The organism is Actinokineospora globicatena, assembly GCF_024171945.1.
Taxonomy (GTDB): Bacteria; Actinomycetota; Actinomycetes; order Mycobacteriales; family Pseudonocardiaceae; genus Actinokineospora; species Actinokineospora globicatena.
Map to the genome: position 1 here is coordinate 821,259 of NZ_JAMTCR010000004.1, position 13,209 is coordinate 834,467.

General features: G+C 70.8%; 9 protein-coding genes and 1 pseudogene. 6 read left to right on the forward strand and 4 right to left on the reverse strand.

Annotation, left to right across the window (positions count from 1 at the left end):
- Positions 1-103 precede the first annotated feature (103 nt).
- Positions 104-1,141 carry a DUF4429 domain-containing protein gene (locus LV79_RS22615; RefSeq protein WP_253840176.1) on the forward strand — a complete coding sequence of 346 codons (1,038 nt, stop codon included), beginning with the start codon at positions 104-106 and terminating at the stop codon, positions 1,139-1,141.
- Here the strand turns inward: LV79_RS22615 and LV79_RS22620 are convergent.
- The 3 genes from LV79_RS22620 to LV79_RS22630 form a co-directional block, all read right to left on the reverse strand.
- Positions 1,107-2,378 carry an alpha/beta fold hydrolase gene (locus LV79_RS22620; protein ID WP_253840177.1) on the reverse strand — a complete coding sequence of 424 codons (1,272 nt, stop codon included), beginning with the start codon at positions 2,376-2,378 and terminating at the stop codon, positions 1,107-1,109. The two genes, LV79_RS22615 and LV79_RS22620, sit on opposite strands and share 35 nt — an antisense overlap.
- Positions 2,354-3,190 (reverse strand): DUF4262 domain-containing protein, encoded by an 837-nt coding sequence (locus LV79_RS22625; RefSeq protein ID WP_253840178.1) that lies wholly within the window; start codon positions 3,188-3,190, stop codon positions 2,354-2,356. The genes LV79_RS22620 and LV79_RS22625 overlap by 25 nt, the downstream gene beginning before the upstream one ends.
- 276 nt (positions 3,191-3,466) lie before the next feature.
- A complete protein-coding gene (locus LV79_RS22630) occupies positions 3,467-4,144 on the reverse strand; it encodes an MBL fold metallo-hydrolase (RefSeq protein WP_253840179.1) in 678 nt (225 codons plus the stop codon).
- Between the two features lie 103 nt (positions 4,145-4,247).
- Between LV79_RS22630 and LV79_RS22635 the strand changes: the two genes are divergently transcribed.
- Positions 4,248-5,477: an acyltransferase family protein gene (locus tag LV79_RS22635; RefSeq protein WP_253840180.1), complete on the forward strand. Its 1,230-nt coding sequence runs from the start codon at positions 4,248-4,250 to the stop codon at positions 5,475-5,477.
- Here the strand turns inward: LV79_RS22635 and LV79_RS22640 are convergent.
- Positions 5,444-6,457, reverse strand: a pseudogene (locus tag LV79_RS22640) (maleylpyruvate isomerase N-terminal domain-containing protein); the annotation flags it as partial. The gene LV79_RS22635 and the pseudogene LV79_RS22640 overlap by 34 nt on opposite strands.
- A gap of 50 nt (positions 6,458-6,507) precedes the next feature.
- Between LV79_RS22640 and uvrA the strand changes: the two are divergent.
- From uvrA to LV79_RS22660, 4 genes are all read left to right on the forward strand, one after another.
- Positions 6,508-9,360, forward strand: a complete 2,853-nt coding sequence (gene uvrA, locus LV79_RS22645; RefSeq protein WP_253840181.1) for an excinuclease ABC subunit UvrA — start codon at positions 6,508-6,510, stop codon at positions 9,358-9,360.
- A gap of 174 nt (positions 9,361-9,534) precedes the next feature.
- Complete coding sequence (locus LV79_RS22650; RefSeq protein WP_253840182.1) at positions 9,535-9,801, forward strand: hypothetical protein; 267 nt, start codon at positions 9,535-9,537, stop codon at positions 9,799-9,801.
- Entirely contained in the window at positions 9,791-11,881 is a 2,091-nt protein-coding gene (locus LV79_RS22655; RefSeq protein ID WP_253840183.1) for a TOMM precursor leader peptide-binding protein, read from the forward strand. Before LV79_RS22650 ends, LV79_RS22655 begins: the two co-directional genes overlap by 11 nt.
- A 47-nt stretch (positions 11,882-11,928) precedes the next feature.
- Positions 11,929-13,170, forward strand: a complete 1,242-nt coding sequence (locus tag LV79_RS22660; protein ID WP_253840184.1) for a phytase — start codon at positions 11,929-11,931, stop codon at positions 13,168-13,170.
- Positions 13,171-13,209: the final 39 nt, after the last annotated feature.

A 13,209-nucleotide genomic window follows, 5' to 3' on the forward strand; every position in this document is an offset into this window, starting at 1 on the left:
CTGACGTCAGGGGCTTGTGGACCGTGCGCGGAGGCTGCCGCTGGTCTGGACCCGGTGCGTAACATCGGAGGAGGGCATGGGGCCGGGGTGAGGAGGCGCGTGCGTGGACGGCATCGGCATCTCCGTGACGCTCGACGGTGGCCACTTGTGGGTCACCCCGACCAACGCCGTCGGCAGACTTGCCTTGGGCGGTGGGCCGTTGACCGTCGACCTGCGCGATATCGCTGCCGTGACGGTGCACGAGGCCGGGCCGCTGCGCAACGGGCGGCTAGACCTAAGACTGCGTGACGGCCGTAGCTACCAACTGGCGTTCACCCGCGCGCACCAAGATGATTTCGCCCGCCTGCAAGGCATTCTCGCCGCGCGGCGGGGGCCGCAGGTTCCGTTGCCCCGGGCGGCGGATCTAGCGCCACCGTTGCGGGGGCGCGGGTTCTTCTGTGTGCCGGTGGTAGAGCAAACGGCGGTTGTGCGCGCGATCTCGGGTCCAGAGCCGACGGGGGAGAGGGTCTCGCAGGCAGAGCTACGGCTGCGTGACGACCACGTGCAGGTCTTAGTCGAAGGGCACGCTGTCGGCACATTGCCGAGTGCGGCCGCTGACGCCTACCGGGTCCCGTTAGAGCTGATCGGTGGCTCCGGGCGCTGCGATGTTCGGTTGTGGTGGACTAAGGAGCACCCCGAGTTCGCCTGTTCGGTCGCGCTCGACCTCGCCGAGCCCGAGTTCGCGTTGCCGCTCAACACCGTCGACCCGCTCGTCCCGCACCTCCCGCCCGGTCGGCCGTTCCAGCTGACCAGGGAGAGCGAGCACCTCGACGTGCTGGTGCCGCTGATGGCCTCGGCGTACCTGCCGGGCAAGGCTCTCGTGGTGGCCAGCCTGCACTTGGTCGAGCGCGCCGGTCCCCGGTCGACCAGTGTGGTCGTGGCGCTGCGGGTGGACGGCCGCGACATCGGCGAGCTGGGCAGGCAGACCTCGGGGCGGTTCCGGCCGCTGGTCGGCCCGCTGGAGGAGGCGGGCCTGCCGTGCCACGCCGATGTGGTGCTCGTCGGCAACGCCATCGCGGTGGAGGGCAAGGCGCTGCTCACCCCGCCTGAGGAGCTGCCGGACGAGTTCATCCAGCGTGTCCGGGGCCTTCTTCGCGCCTGAGCATGGTGATCAGCCGGTCCAGCACCGCGCCGTCGCTGACCCGCAGGCCGTCGTGCTCGTACTCGGCGGTCAGCCAGGACCGGGTGCCCGCGATCGTGCGCGCGGTGTCCAGCGAGAACTCGCGCGCGACGTACATGTCGTCGTTGTACACGGCCGCCGCGACGGGGACCTCGTTCGCCTTGAGCCGGTCGATGTCGTAGAGCGGCGACCAGGCGTCGTCCCGCGCGATGAGGTGGGCCGTGTCGCGGAACGGGGCCAGCGCGGGGTCGGTGTCGAACTGCGCGGGGTAGACCATCTCGCCGGTGAACAGCACCGGGTCGACGCTGTTGAACTCGGGGAACTCCGCGCGGACCCGTTGCGCTGACCACTGCGTCGCGCCGGGCCCGCGCGCGTAAGAGGGCTCGTGCAGCAGGAAGTACAAGGGCGCTGTGGAGGCCCAAGAGAGCTCGCGTTCGACATCGAACAAGAAGGTGTCCGCGAGGTGGCCGCCGTCGAACGGGGCTTCCAGCAGGTAGTGCAGACGGGCGCTGCCGGTTGAGGCGCCTAAGAGGTTTCCTAGCGCCTGGAACGTCTCTACGGTCAATGCGCGGCCGGTGGGGAGTAGGACGTGGTTGTTGCTCAGGAACCGGGCGACTGCGGCGGCTCGCTCGACGTCCTCCGGGTAGCGCTCGTAGTGGGCGGCGTTCTTACCCAGGACTGTCTTGTAGAGAGCGCGGTAGATGTCGTCCGCTGTGGACTCTAGAGGCGGGAGGCCACCGGTGACGTAGACCTCCGATAGACCCTCTGGCGCGAACGAGAGGTAGGTGACGGCGCAGTAGCCGCCGAAGCTCTGGCCGAGCACGCTCCACTTGTCACCGCCGGTAAGAGCCTGGCGGATGAACTCGGAGTCCTTGACGATGGAGTCCGCGCGGAAGTGCTTGAGGTAGGCCGCCTGCTGTTGCGGATCACCTTGCTGGGCAAGGGAATGGCGGGTGACTGGGGTAGACCTACCGGTGCCGCGCTGGTCTAGCAGCAAGAGGCGGTAGTCGGCGGTAGCGCGTCGGATCCATCCTTCGCCGCCTATGGGACGCGGTGAGGGGAATCCGGGGCCGCCGTTGAGATAGAGGAGGTAGGGGAGGTCTGTGCGGCCTCTTGTGACCTCTCGCGCGTAGACCTCGATGGTCGGTCCGGTGGGGTCCGAGTGGTCCAGCGGGACCGTGAAGGTGTGGTCGATCATGCCGTGCTCACGCGCTGCCACGCGGTGACGCTGGCTTCCAGCTGTTCGGGGGTCCTGGGTACGCGGGTCCAGGTGCCGTCCGCGACTAGCGCTGCTTCGTCGTCGCCCAGGTAGGCCGCTCCGGTTAGTCCCGGGTGGCGGGTGGTGATGTCGCCGAGGTGGGCGAGGGTGAGGTCTTCGGCCTGGTAGCCGCGCTCGTCGAGCACGTCGTAGAGGCCCTCACCCCTGGCGACGAGCACGGGCGACCTCGCTCCGTCCACAATGGACCTGCTGGTCAGCGCCAGCGCGTCCGGGCTGACCGGGAACGGGTAGTCCGCCCCGAGTTCGCCGATCAACCGCCACGACCCGGCGGGCTGCTCGGCCACCGGCGCCCACCCGCGCGGCTGCGACTCCCGCACGTCCGCGGCCGCGTCGTCGTCCCACGGCCAGCGCCCGGCGTCATCCGGCCACACCAGTTGCGACACCGGCACCACCTCCCCGTAGAAGTGCCGCGCCGCCCCGAACAACCCGCCGAACCACGACCCGTCCATCACCCGCAACCGCGTCTCGGCCCCGTCGATCACCCCACCGAACGCCACCCCCGCCTCCGGCCACCCCTGGTCGAGCCCCCGCCGCACACACCGGCCCAACCACTCCAGCATGTCCTCCCCGCCGAGCCCGAACATCGCCACCTCAGGCACCCCCGAGCTGTGCCACAACCCCACAGTGTGCGCGATGTCGAACCGAGCCCCCGCGACCCCGACAACCCCCCACCCCAACCGCTCCACAGCGCCCAACACCCCGGAGAACGACTCATCCCGTTCCCCACCACACAACTGACACCGACAGCTCACGCCCGGACTGTACCCACCCACCCCACCCCCCCGACCGTTCCCGCTTGCCATTTCCCTACTGTCGCCAGCTTTTGACGATCCGGCACGCGCGGATCCGCGCTTTTACAGCTCAACGCGCGCCAGTGGTCTGCTGACGGCAGCGACCTGTCGCTCGTCGACACTTCGTGACCAGCGATGATTCGTAGTACCCGGACAGCTGACGTCGGAGAGGGTTGCCGCAACGGAAGAGGCCGCCCACGGGGTGTGGGCGGCCTCTGGGGAGCGAGGGTAGGCGGGTCACCAGCCTCGGGTGCGCCACTCCGCTAGGTGGGGGCGTTGTTCGCCGAGGGTGGAGTCGTCGCCGTGGCCTGGGTAGAACCAGGTGGGGTCGGGGAGGACGTCGAAGATTCGGGATTGGACGTCGTCGAGGAGGGAGGTGAAGTTCTCCGGGGAGGAGGTCTTGCCGACGCCGCCCGGGAAGAGGGAGTCGCCGGTGAAGAGGTGGGGGGTGCCGGTGGGGTCGCGGTAGAGCAGGGCGATGGAGCCGGGGGTGTGGCCGCGCAGGTGGATGACCTCGAGGGTGACCTCGCCCACGTTGATGGTGTCGCCGTGTTCGACGAGGACGTCCGGTGGTACTGGCAGGGGGTCGGCGTCGAGGGGGTGGGCGATGGTGTTGGCTCCGAAGGCGCCCGCGGTGGCGCCGAGGCCCTGCCAGTGATCGGCGTGCTGGTGGGTGGTGACGATGGTGCGCAGCGTCGGGCGGTCTTGGCCGTGGCCGACGAGGTCGGAGAGCCGCTCGGGGTCGTTGGCCGCGTCGACCAGCAGGCCCTCGCGGGTGGCGCGGCAGGTGAGGAGGTAGGCGTTGTTGTCCATCGGGCCGACCGAGACCTTGGTGATGGTCAGCGCGGGGAGGGTGCGCCTGGTGGCTGCACCGCCGGGTTCGACGTGCCCGGTGTAGTCGTCGACGAGGTCCACGGGCGCCGACGGTACCTCCTCCGGCGGCCCCCGGTGCGGCCCCTTATCCTGTTATCAGAGCGTGACATGAAACCGACCCCTGTCGCCGGACACCTGTGAGCTCGTGCTGACACCCCAGACAGCGAACCAGAAGCGGTCCCCGCGCAAGATCAGCTGGGACGTGCTGCGCGTCGTCGCCGTGTACACGGTCGTCGTGCAGCACATCACCCACCAGTCGCCGATCAACCACGCGGAACTCGGGCCGTACCCCTTCGTGCTCCCGTTGCAGTTCGGCGCGAGCACGCTGTTGGTGATCTCCGCGTTCTTCGTCTGCGTGACCGTACGCCGCGGAGCGCCCAAGCGCTGGTTGTGGAACCGGGTCGCCCGGCTACTCCCGGCCTACCTCGTCGCGGTAGTCGTGACCTACGCGGTGTCGCGCGCCGTGGCCACGTCCTTCGGCTGGTACCTGCCCACACACACCGACCTGCTGGCGAACCTCTTACTCATCCAGGCGTGGGCGCCGGACTTCCACTGGGTCGACGCCTCGTACTGGACGCTGCCCGTGCAGCTCATGTCCTTCGTGCTCGCCGCCCTGATCTGGCCGAGGGGCCTGATGCGCGGCAAGGCCATCCCGATCACCCTGTGGACCCTCGTGGTCGCGCCGGTCGTGATCCGCTTCGTTTGGCGCCACGACGACGCCGCGCAGTGGGTCAAGTCGCTGTTCGACGGGCTGGCGCTGCACCGGGTCGCGCTCTTCGGCGTCGGCGTGGCGATCTGGCTGTGGACCAGGCACCGGATGTCCGGCCCGCACCTGGCCCTCTACGGGGTCGCCGTGCTGGTCGCCCAGGACGCGCACTCCTACTTCGCCGACACCCCGTCCACCATCGCCTTCGGTGTGGTGCTCGTCGGCATCGTCGCCGCGGCCGGGGGACCGGACTGGGCGGTGCTGCGCGGGCTGACTCGGCCGATCCGCTGGCTGGCCGGGATCTCCTTTGGCGTCTACCTGGTGCACCAGGAACTCGGCTTCGTGCTGGCCAGGTACCTGCTCGACAAGGGCATCGGCCCCTGGGGTCGGCTGCTGGCCTGCGTGGCGATGGCGCTGCTGCTCGGCTGGGCGATCACCAGGCTCGTGGAGCGCCCGGCGCACGCCTGGCTGACCGCGCACGGCCCGACCGCGTGGGCCTGGCTGCGGTCGAAGGTCGAGCGTCAGCCCCAGGCGCCCAACTCCGGCGGCGTCCCGGTCAGCCCGGCCCCGTCGCCCCTGCCTGCCAGCCACCCGAGTACCACCGGCGCCGGTCCGGTCAGCTCCCGCGAGCTGGAGTGGGTCGCGATGGCCAGCTCCCAGGTGCGCTGACGCCCGTCGGGCAGGTCCGCGACCAGCCGCAGCGGCAGCCCGTCGGCGCGCGCCCGGTGCGGCCGGACCGCGAGGTCGAGCAGCCGGTCCAGGTGCGCCACCGGGATGTCGGCGTAGCCGGTGCCCGCGTCCAGGTCGACCAGGTGGTTCCACGCCTCGAACAGCGCGAGCTCCGGGATCTCGGCGGCGGGCAGCGCGCGGCCGGACGGGTGCGTGACCGTCGCCGTCCACTCGCTCTCACCCAGCCGAGCGATAGCAGTGTGGAATCGGTCACACGCGGCGTAGAGGTCCTCGCGGATCACCCGCGCCTCGCGGCCCGCGCCGTCCTCGATGTCGGCGTCGCGGTCGGCCCGACTGGTGTACGCCGGGTGCTCGACCTCGGTCCGCGCCCAGGTCAGCAGGTTGACCAGCGCGTCGGCGTTGCGCGCGAGGTGGCTGACCACGTGCGCCCGCGACCAGCCGGGGAGCAGGCTCGGCTCGCGGAACGCCGGGTCCGGCAGGTCGGCGACCACCCGGTGCAGCACGACCCACGCCTCGCGCACCGCCTGGTGCGCGGCCCCGGCCCTGCTCTCCCCGTCGGAGCGGCGCTGACCAGGGAGTCCGGGGGATGATGTTGCCGTATCGGTCGTGCTCGTGGACGTGTCGGACACGCTCATACCCACCCCCGACTGGTGCTGCTGGTGTGATCGGAGCAACGCGCTCCCACCACCAGCGTAGGCCGGTTCGGCTACTCGCGGGTACCGCTCCGCGGGTGCACGGCCGGGGTCGGTCGGCGAGAATTGTCGGTGCCCCCGTCTAGCATCCCCAACGCCACTCCCGCAGCCATCGCCACGAGGTCGTTCCGCAGGTCGAGCACGGTCCGCGCCCGGTGCCCCACGCCACCGGGTGGCGTCGGCCGCGACCACCGCGGGTACCCCGGGCCCGCGGCGGCGGGGGGCGGCGCACCCAGATTTGGACACACCCACCAGCAGTTGACCCATGAGCAGTGCGGTCCGAGCGATCGCCGCTCAGCACTACCGAAGGGACCTCAGTGGCCGACCGCCTCGTCGTTCGCGGCGCCCGGGAGCACAACCTGCGCGGCGTGGACATCGACCTGCCCCGCGACAGCCTCGTGGTGTTCACCGGGCTCTCCGGCTCGGGCAAGTCCAGCCTCGCGTTCGACACGATCTTCGCCGAGGGCCAGCGCCGCTACGTCGAGTCGCTCTCGGCCTACGCCAGGCAGTTCCTCGGCCAGATGGACAAGCCGGACGTCGACTTCATCGAGGGCCTCTCGCCCGCGGTGTCCATCGACCAGAAGTCCACCAGCCGCAACCCGCGTTCCACGGTCGGCACCATCACCGAGGTCTACGACTACCTGCGCCTGCTCTACGCGCGCGCGGGCAAGCCGCACTGCCCGACCTGCGGTGAGCCGATCAGCAAGCAGACCCCGCAGCAGATCGTCGACCAGGTGCTGGCGATGGAGTCCGGGGTCCGCTTCCAGGTGCTGGCGCCGGTCGTGCGCGGCCGCAAGGGCGAGTACCTGGACCTGTTCGCGAACCTGCAGACCCAGGGCTACTCGCGCGCGCTGGTCGACGGCGCGGTGCACCAGCTGACCGAGCCGCCGAAGCTCAAGAAGCAGGAGAAGCACCACATCTCGGTGATCATCGACCGGTTGGCGGTGAAGGCGAGTTCCAAGCAGCGGCTGACCGACTCGGTGGAGACCGCGCTGCGGCTGGCCGACGGCCTGGTCGAGCTGGAGTTCGTCGACCTGCCCGACAACGACCCGCACCGCGTCCGCGGCTTCTCCGAGCACCTGGCCTGCCCCAACGGCCACCCGCTCGGCGTCGAGGACCTCGAACCCCGGTCGTTCTCCTTCAACTCGCCCTACGGCGCGTGCCCGGAGTGCACCGGCATCGGCGTGAAGAAGGAGGTCGACCCGGAGCTGGTCGTCCCCGACGACGAGCTGTCGCTGGCCGACGGCGCCATCGCGCCGTGGGCGGGCGGGCAGACCGCGGAGTACTTCGTGCGGCTGCTCACCTCGCTCGCCGAGACCATCGGGTTCCGGATGGACGTCCCGTGGCGGCGGCTGAGCGCGAAGGCGCAGAAGGCCGTGCTGCACGGGGTGAGCGACCAGGTGCACGTCCGCTACAAGAACCGCTACGGCCGCGAGCGCTCGTACTACGCCGCCTACGAGGGCGTGATCCCGTTCCTTGAGCGGCGCCAGGAGCAGACCGACTCCGAGTACATGCGCGAGAAGTACGAGGGGTACATGCGGGAGGTGCCGTGCCCCGCGTGCCGGGGGTCGCGGCTCAAGCCCGAGATCCTGGCGGTCACGCTGGCGCACGGCACCGAGGGCGACAAGTCCATCGCCGAGGTGTCCAACATGTCCATCGGCGAGTGCTCGGCGTTCCTCGACGGCCTGAAGCTGGGCAAGCGCGAGACGATGATCGCGGGCGCCGTGCTCAAGGAGATCCAGGCGCGGCTGCGGTTCCTGCTCGACGTCGGCCTCGACTACCTCTCCCTGGACCGGGCCTCCGGCACGCTCTCCGGCGGCGAGGCGCAGCGCATCCGGTTGGCGACGCAGATCGGGTCCGGCCTGGTCGGGGTGCTCTACGTGCTCGACGAGCCGTCGATCGGCCTGCACCAGCGCGACAACCACCGGCTCATCGAGACGCTGACCCGGCTGCGCGACCTGGGCAACACGCTGATCGTGGTCGAGCACGACGAGGACACCATCCGCGCCTCGGACTGGGTGGTCGACATCGGACCCGGCGCGGGCGAGCACGGCGGCAAGGTCGTGCACAGCGGCACCTTCAAGGAGCTGCTCAAGAACAAGGAGTCGCTGACCGGCGCGTACCTGTCGGGCCGCAGCGAGATCCCGATGCCCGCGCTCCGCCGCGCGATCGACAAGAAGCGGCAGCTGACGGTGGTCGGTGCCCGTGAGCACAACCTGCGCGGTATCGACGTGTCCTTCCCGCTGGGCGCGCTCGTGTCGGTCACCGGTGTCTCCGGGTCGGGCAAGAGCACGCTGGTGAACGACATCCTGGCCACGGTGCTGGCGAACAAGCTCAACGGCGCCCGCCAGGTGCCCGGCAGGCACACCCGGATCAAGGGCCTGGAGCACGTCGACAAGCTGGTGCAGGTCGACCAGTCGCCGATCGGCCGCACGCCGCGCTCCAACGCCGCCACCTACACCGGCGTGTTCGACCACATGCGCAAGCTGTTCGCGTCCACGACCGAGGCGAAGGTGCGCGGCTACCAGCCGGGCCGGTTCTCCTTCAACGTCAAGGGCGGCCGCTGCGAGGCGTGCGCGGGCGACGGCACCATCAAGATCGAGATGAACTTCCTGCCGGACGTGTACGTGCCGTGCGAGGTGTGCAAGGGCGCCCGGTACAACCGGGAGACCCTGGAGGTGCACTACAAGGGCAAGACGATCGCCGAGATCCTGGACATGCCGATCGAGGAGGCCGCCGCCTTCTTCGAGCCGATCAAGGCGATCCACCGGCACCTGGCCACCCTGGTCGACGTCGGCCTCGGCTACGTCCGGCTGGGCCAGCCCGCACCGACGTTGTCCGGCGGCGAGGCGCAGCGGGTGAAGCTGGCCAGCGAGCTGCAGAAGCGCTCGACCGGCCGCACCGTCTACATCCTCGACGAGCCGACCACCGGCCTGCACTTCGAGGACATCCGCAAGCTGCTCGGCGTGATCAACGGCCTGGTCGACAAGGGCAACTCGGTGATCGTCATCGAGCACAACCTGGACGTCATCAAGGGCTCGGACTGGATCGTCGACATGGGACCCGAGGGCGGCTCCGGCGGCGGCATGGTGGTGGCGGAGGGCACACCGGAGGACGTCGTCAAGGCCGACGGCAGCTACACCGGGGAGTTCCTCGCGCACGTGATGTGACCGGATGGGGCGCCGCCGGTGGCCTGGGTCACCGGCGGCGACTACCGCCGGAGTTCGCTCGGAGACGTGCGGTAACCAGCGGAAACGACATCTGGACATGGTGTATCCCGGTCGCGGATGCTGACTCCTACCTCGTAGCCGCGACAGTTCGCGGGTCGCGCGAGGAGGACGTCAGTGTTCGAGACAACGGAACTCGAGGCCAGAGTCGTGAAGCCGCACCGGGTCACCGCAGCCTCGCTCGCCCTCATCGACGGCGGCGCGGGCGTGCGCGCGTGGGATGACCGCAAGGGCATCACCGCGCCCGCCGAGTTCCGCCTGCTCGAGCGCGGCCGCCACCGCGCGCCCGCGGCGGGTCTCGGGCAGGGCCGCGGCGAGCAGTGCCTGCGGATGGCCCCGGTGCGGGCGGGGGCCGACCAGCGGGGGCCAGTGCGTGCCGGGTGACACGGGCAACGGCGTCGACGACCCCACGCGTGTGACCCCGGGGCGGGTCGCGGCGGGGGCCGCCGTCGACGAACCGACCCAGGTGACCTCGCGGGCCGTCGTGCTGGGCGCGGACGACCCGACGCAGGCCACCTCGAGCGCGGTCGCGGCGAGTGTCGTCGCCGCGGTCGACGGGCGCGCCGCGGACGCTGGGCGGGTCGGGGACGCTGGACGGGCCGGGGGAGACCCGTTGCCGGGGGATGAGACGACCAAGATGGTGGTCGTCCCGGTGCTCGAACCCAGGGCTGAGCCGCGCGCCCGCGCGGTGCGGTCCCGGGAGTGGGACCGGCACCTGCGGGACTGCCTGCGCCGGGAGTTCGGGTCGAAGGTCACGGTGTCCGGTGAGCCATTGGTTCAGGGCGCGCGGCTCGCGGTCGTGCGGGGCGAGGACCCGGGGTTCGAACGTAGAGCGCGGTTGGCGAAGACTCGCGCGTTGACCGTGACTGTTGTGGACGGTGTTATCGAGCTAGGGCCGTTGGCGGTGCCGGGGGAGCCGGGGTGCGCCGCGTGCGCCAGGGCTCGTCGGGTTGGGGCTGCCGCCGCGACGGCGGATGAGCGCGACCCCGACGCCACGGAAGTCGTGCGTGACCGGGAGATCCCGGCCGAGGCGGTCGCCGCCTTGGACCAGATGGTGCGGGCCGCCGTGGAGGGTGACAAGGCGCTGGCCGGGTACGTCGTGGAGATCGGCGCGGGTGAGCCCTTGTGGCACAAGGTGATCCCCATGCCCGACTGCGACCTGTGCGGCGGCGCGGACGGTATCGCCACCGTCGGCATCCCCGAAGACGAAGACGATCCCGAGGCGCTACTCCAAGCGCTAGCGGGCTGGGTCGACCCTCTTACCGGTGTCATCCCGTGGGTGTCGGTAAGCGAACCGCTGACAGGTGGCCCCTTCGTGGGCACGGCAGCTCCGCCGCATCTAGTGGTCGGCCGCGAGGTTCGCTCTATGCCGATCGGGTGGGGTAAGGGCATGACCCGCCACGCGGCGATCGTCTCCGCGGTAGGGGAAGCGATCGAGCGGTACTCGGCATCGCTACCGGACCCGGGCAGGGTGGTGTGGGCGCGCGCGGCCGACTTAGAGGGCGAGGTGCTCGACCCACGCGAGTTCCCCCTCTATGAGCCCGAGCAGTACGCGACCCGCGGCTTCCCTTACGTCCCCTACGACCGGCGCATCGACCACCCGTGGGTGCGCGGCAACTGGCTCGGCACGGACAAGAGCGTCTGGGTGCCCGCCGTCTTCAGCTACTTGGCGATGGGCCTCCTGCCAGAGCACCTGATCAGCCAAGGTACGTCTAACGGTCTCGCTGCGGGCGCGGACGCCGATAGCGCTGCCGTGTGCGCGACCCTGGAACTGGTCGAGCGCGACGCCATGATGTGCGCGTGGCTCTCCGGCGCCAAGGGCCGGTTCGTCGAACTGGACGACACGCTCGACATCGAGGTCACCGACGTCGTCGACGCGCTGCGCGAAGCGGGCCCCTCGGTCGAGGTGTACGTGCTGCCGACCTCCGCCTACGGCACCACCGCCGTCGCGCTCGCGATCGGCGACGGCAGGCGCTGGCCCGCGATCTCCCTCGGCCTCGGCGCCGACCGCTCGCCCCGCGCCGCCATCCGCGCCGCCGTCCTCGAACTGGCCCAGACCGCGCCGCACCTGGCCGCCCTGCTGCGCGACGGCCACCGCGCGCCCCGGCACGCCGGTGAGGTCAGGGAGATGCTCGACCACGCCGCGTTCTACTTCCCGCTCGGCCGCATGGAGGCCTTCGACCGGCTGCGCTGCGGCGGCACCTCCCGGCTGGCCGACCTGCCCGAACCCGCCTTCGACACCTCGGTCGCCGACCTGGCGGGCCAGCTGGGCACGGCGGGCATCCGGGTCGCGGTGGTCGACGTGACCAGCGCGGACGTGGCTACCAGCCCGTTCCGGGTGGTCCGCGCGGTCAGCCCCGACCTGCAGCCGATCAGCTACGGCCACGGCGTGCACCGCGCCCCGGTCGCCCGGTTGCGCCACCGCGGCGTCCCGATCCGCAGGCTGGTGCACCCGATCTGGTGACCCGGAGTTCACCGGGTGGACAGCGCCGGTGGGCAGGATCACCGCGTATGCGCACCGCGGCCGTCCTCGGCTCCCTGGTCTTGCTCCCCCTCCTCGCCTCACCCGCCGCCGCCGACCTCCCGCAGGTCAGGGCGACGGTCGAGACCCAGCCCAACTACGACGACGAGGGCGCCGACGCCGACGACCCGGCCATCTGGGTCAACCACGCGCGCTCGGACCGCAGCCGCGTCGTCGGCACCCTCAAGAACGGCGGGCTCGCCGTGTTCGACCTGGGCGGCACCCAGGTCCAGCACTTCCCGACCCCACCGGCGCCCACCCCGGAGGCCGAGGCGGGCCGGTTCAACAACGTCGACATCGTGCAGGGCGCCCGCGTCGGCCGCCGCACGCTCGACCTCGCCGTCGTCTCCGACCGGGGCCGCGACCGCATCCGGGTCTACGCGATCGACCGCGCCGGTGTGCTCACCGATGTCACCACCGCCACGCCGCCGCGCGCGTTCAGCGCCACCGAGACGGAGGTCGACGAGCAGCGCACCGCCTACGGCCTCACCGTGGTGCCGGACCCGGACGGTGGCGCGCCCTGGGTCGTGGTGAGCAGGAGGCACGAGACCCGCCTCGGCGTGTTCCGGCTCGCCGACGACGGTGCTGGCCGTATCACCTACCGCCGTGTCGACACAGTTGACCTACCTGCGACGTTTGCCGTGCCGGGCGGCAACTGGTCGCCGTGTGCGGAGCCGGGGGAGGGGCCGCAGGTCGAAGGCATGGTCTTCGACCCGACCGACGGCACGCTCTATGCCGCTCAGGAAGACGTGGGCATCTGGCGAATCTCGCTGCGCCACGGCCGATTCGGCAAGCCCGCTTTGGTCGACAAGGTGCGCGAGTTCGGTAGGCCTGCCGTGTACGACGACGCTACCGAGGAGTGCAGCTTCACTGGCCCGCCTTCGCCCGCCGCAGGCCGCTACCTCACCGCCGACGCCGAGGGTCTCACCATCGCCTACGGCAAGAGGGGCGAAAAACAGCTACTGGCCTCTAGCCAGGGGGACAGCACCTTCGTCACCTACGACATCACGCGCGGCAACCCTAAGCACACCGGTGGCTTCACCGTCGCCTCTAGCTCCACAGTGGACGGCGTCCAGCACAGCGACGGCGCCGCAGTGGTCACCACCCCGCTTGGCCGCGACTACCCCCACGGCCTCTTGGTCCTCCACGACGGTGAGAACACCCCGGGAGACCGCGAGAGCACCAACTTCAAGTTCGTCCGCTGGGACCGAGTGCCCGGCTCGATCCGCTAGACCTCGATTGCCTCTAGTCGTGACCTCCCGCGCGGGAGG

Excerpts from the sequence above, each read along its gene's own strand:
- LV79_RS22660 (WP_253840184.1), top strand. The coding sequence starts at position 11,929 with ATGCGCACCGCGGCCGTCCTCGGCTCCCTGGTCTTGCTCCCCCTCCTC.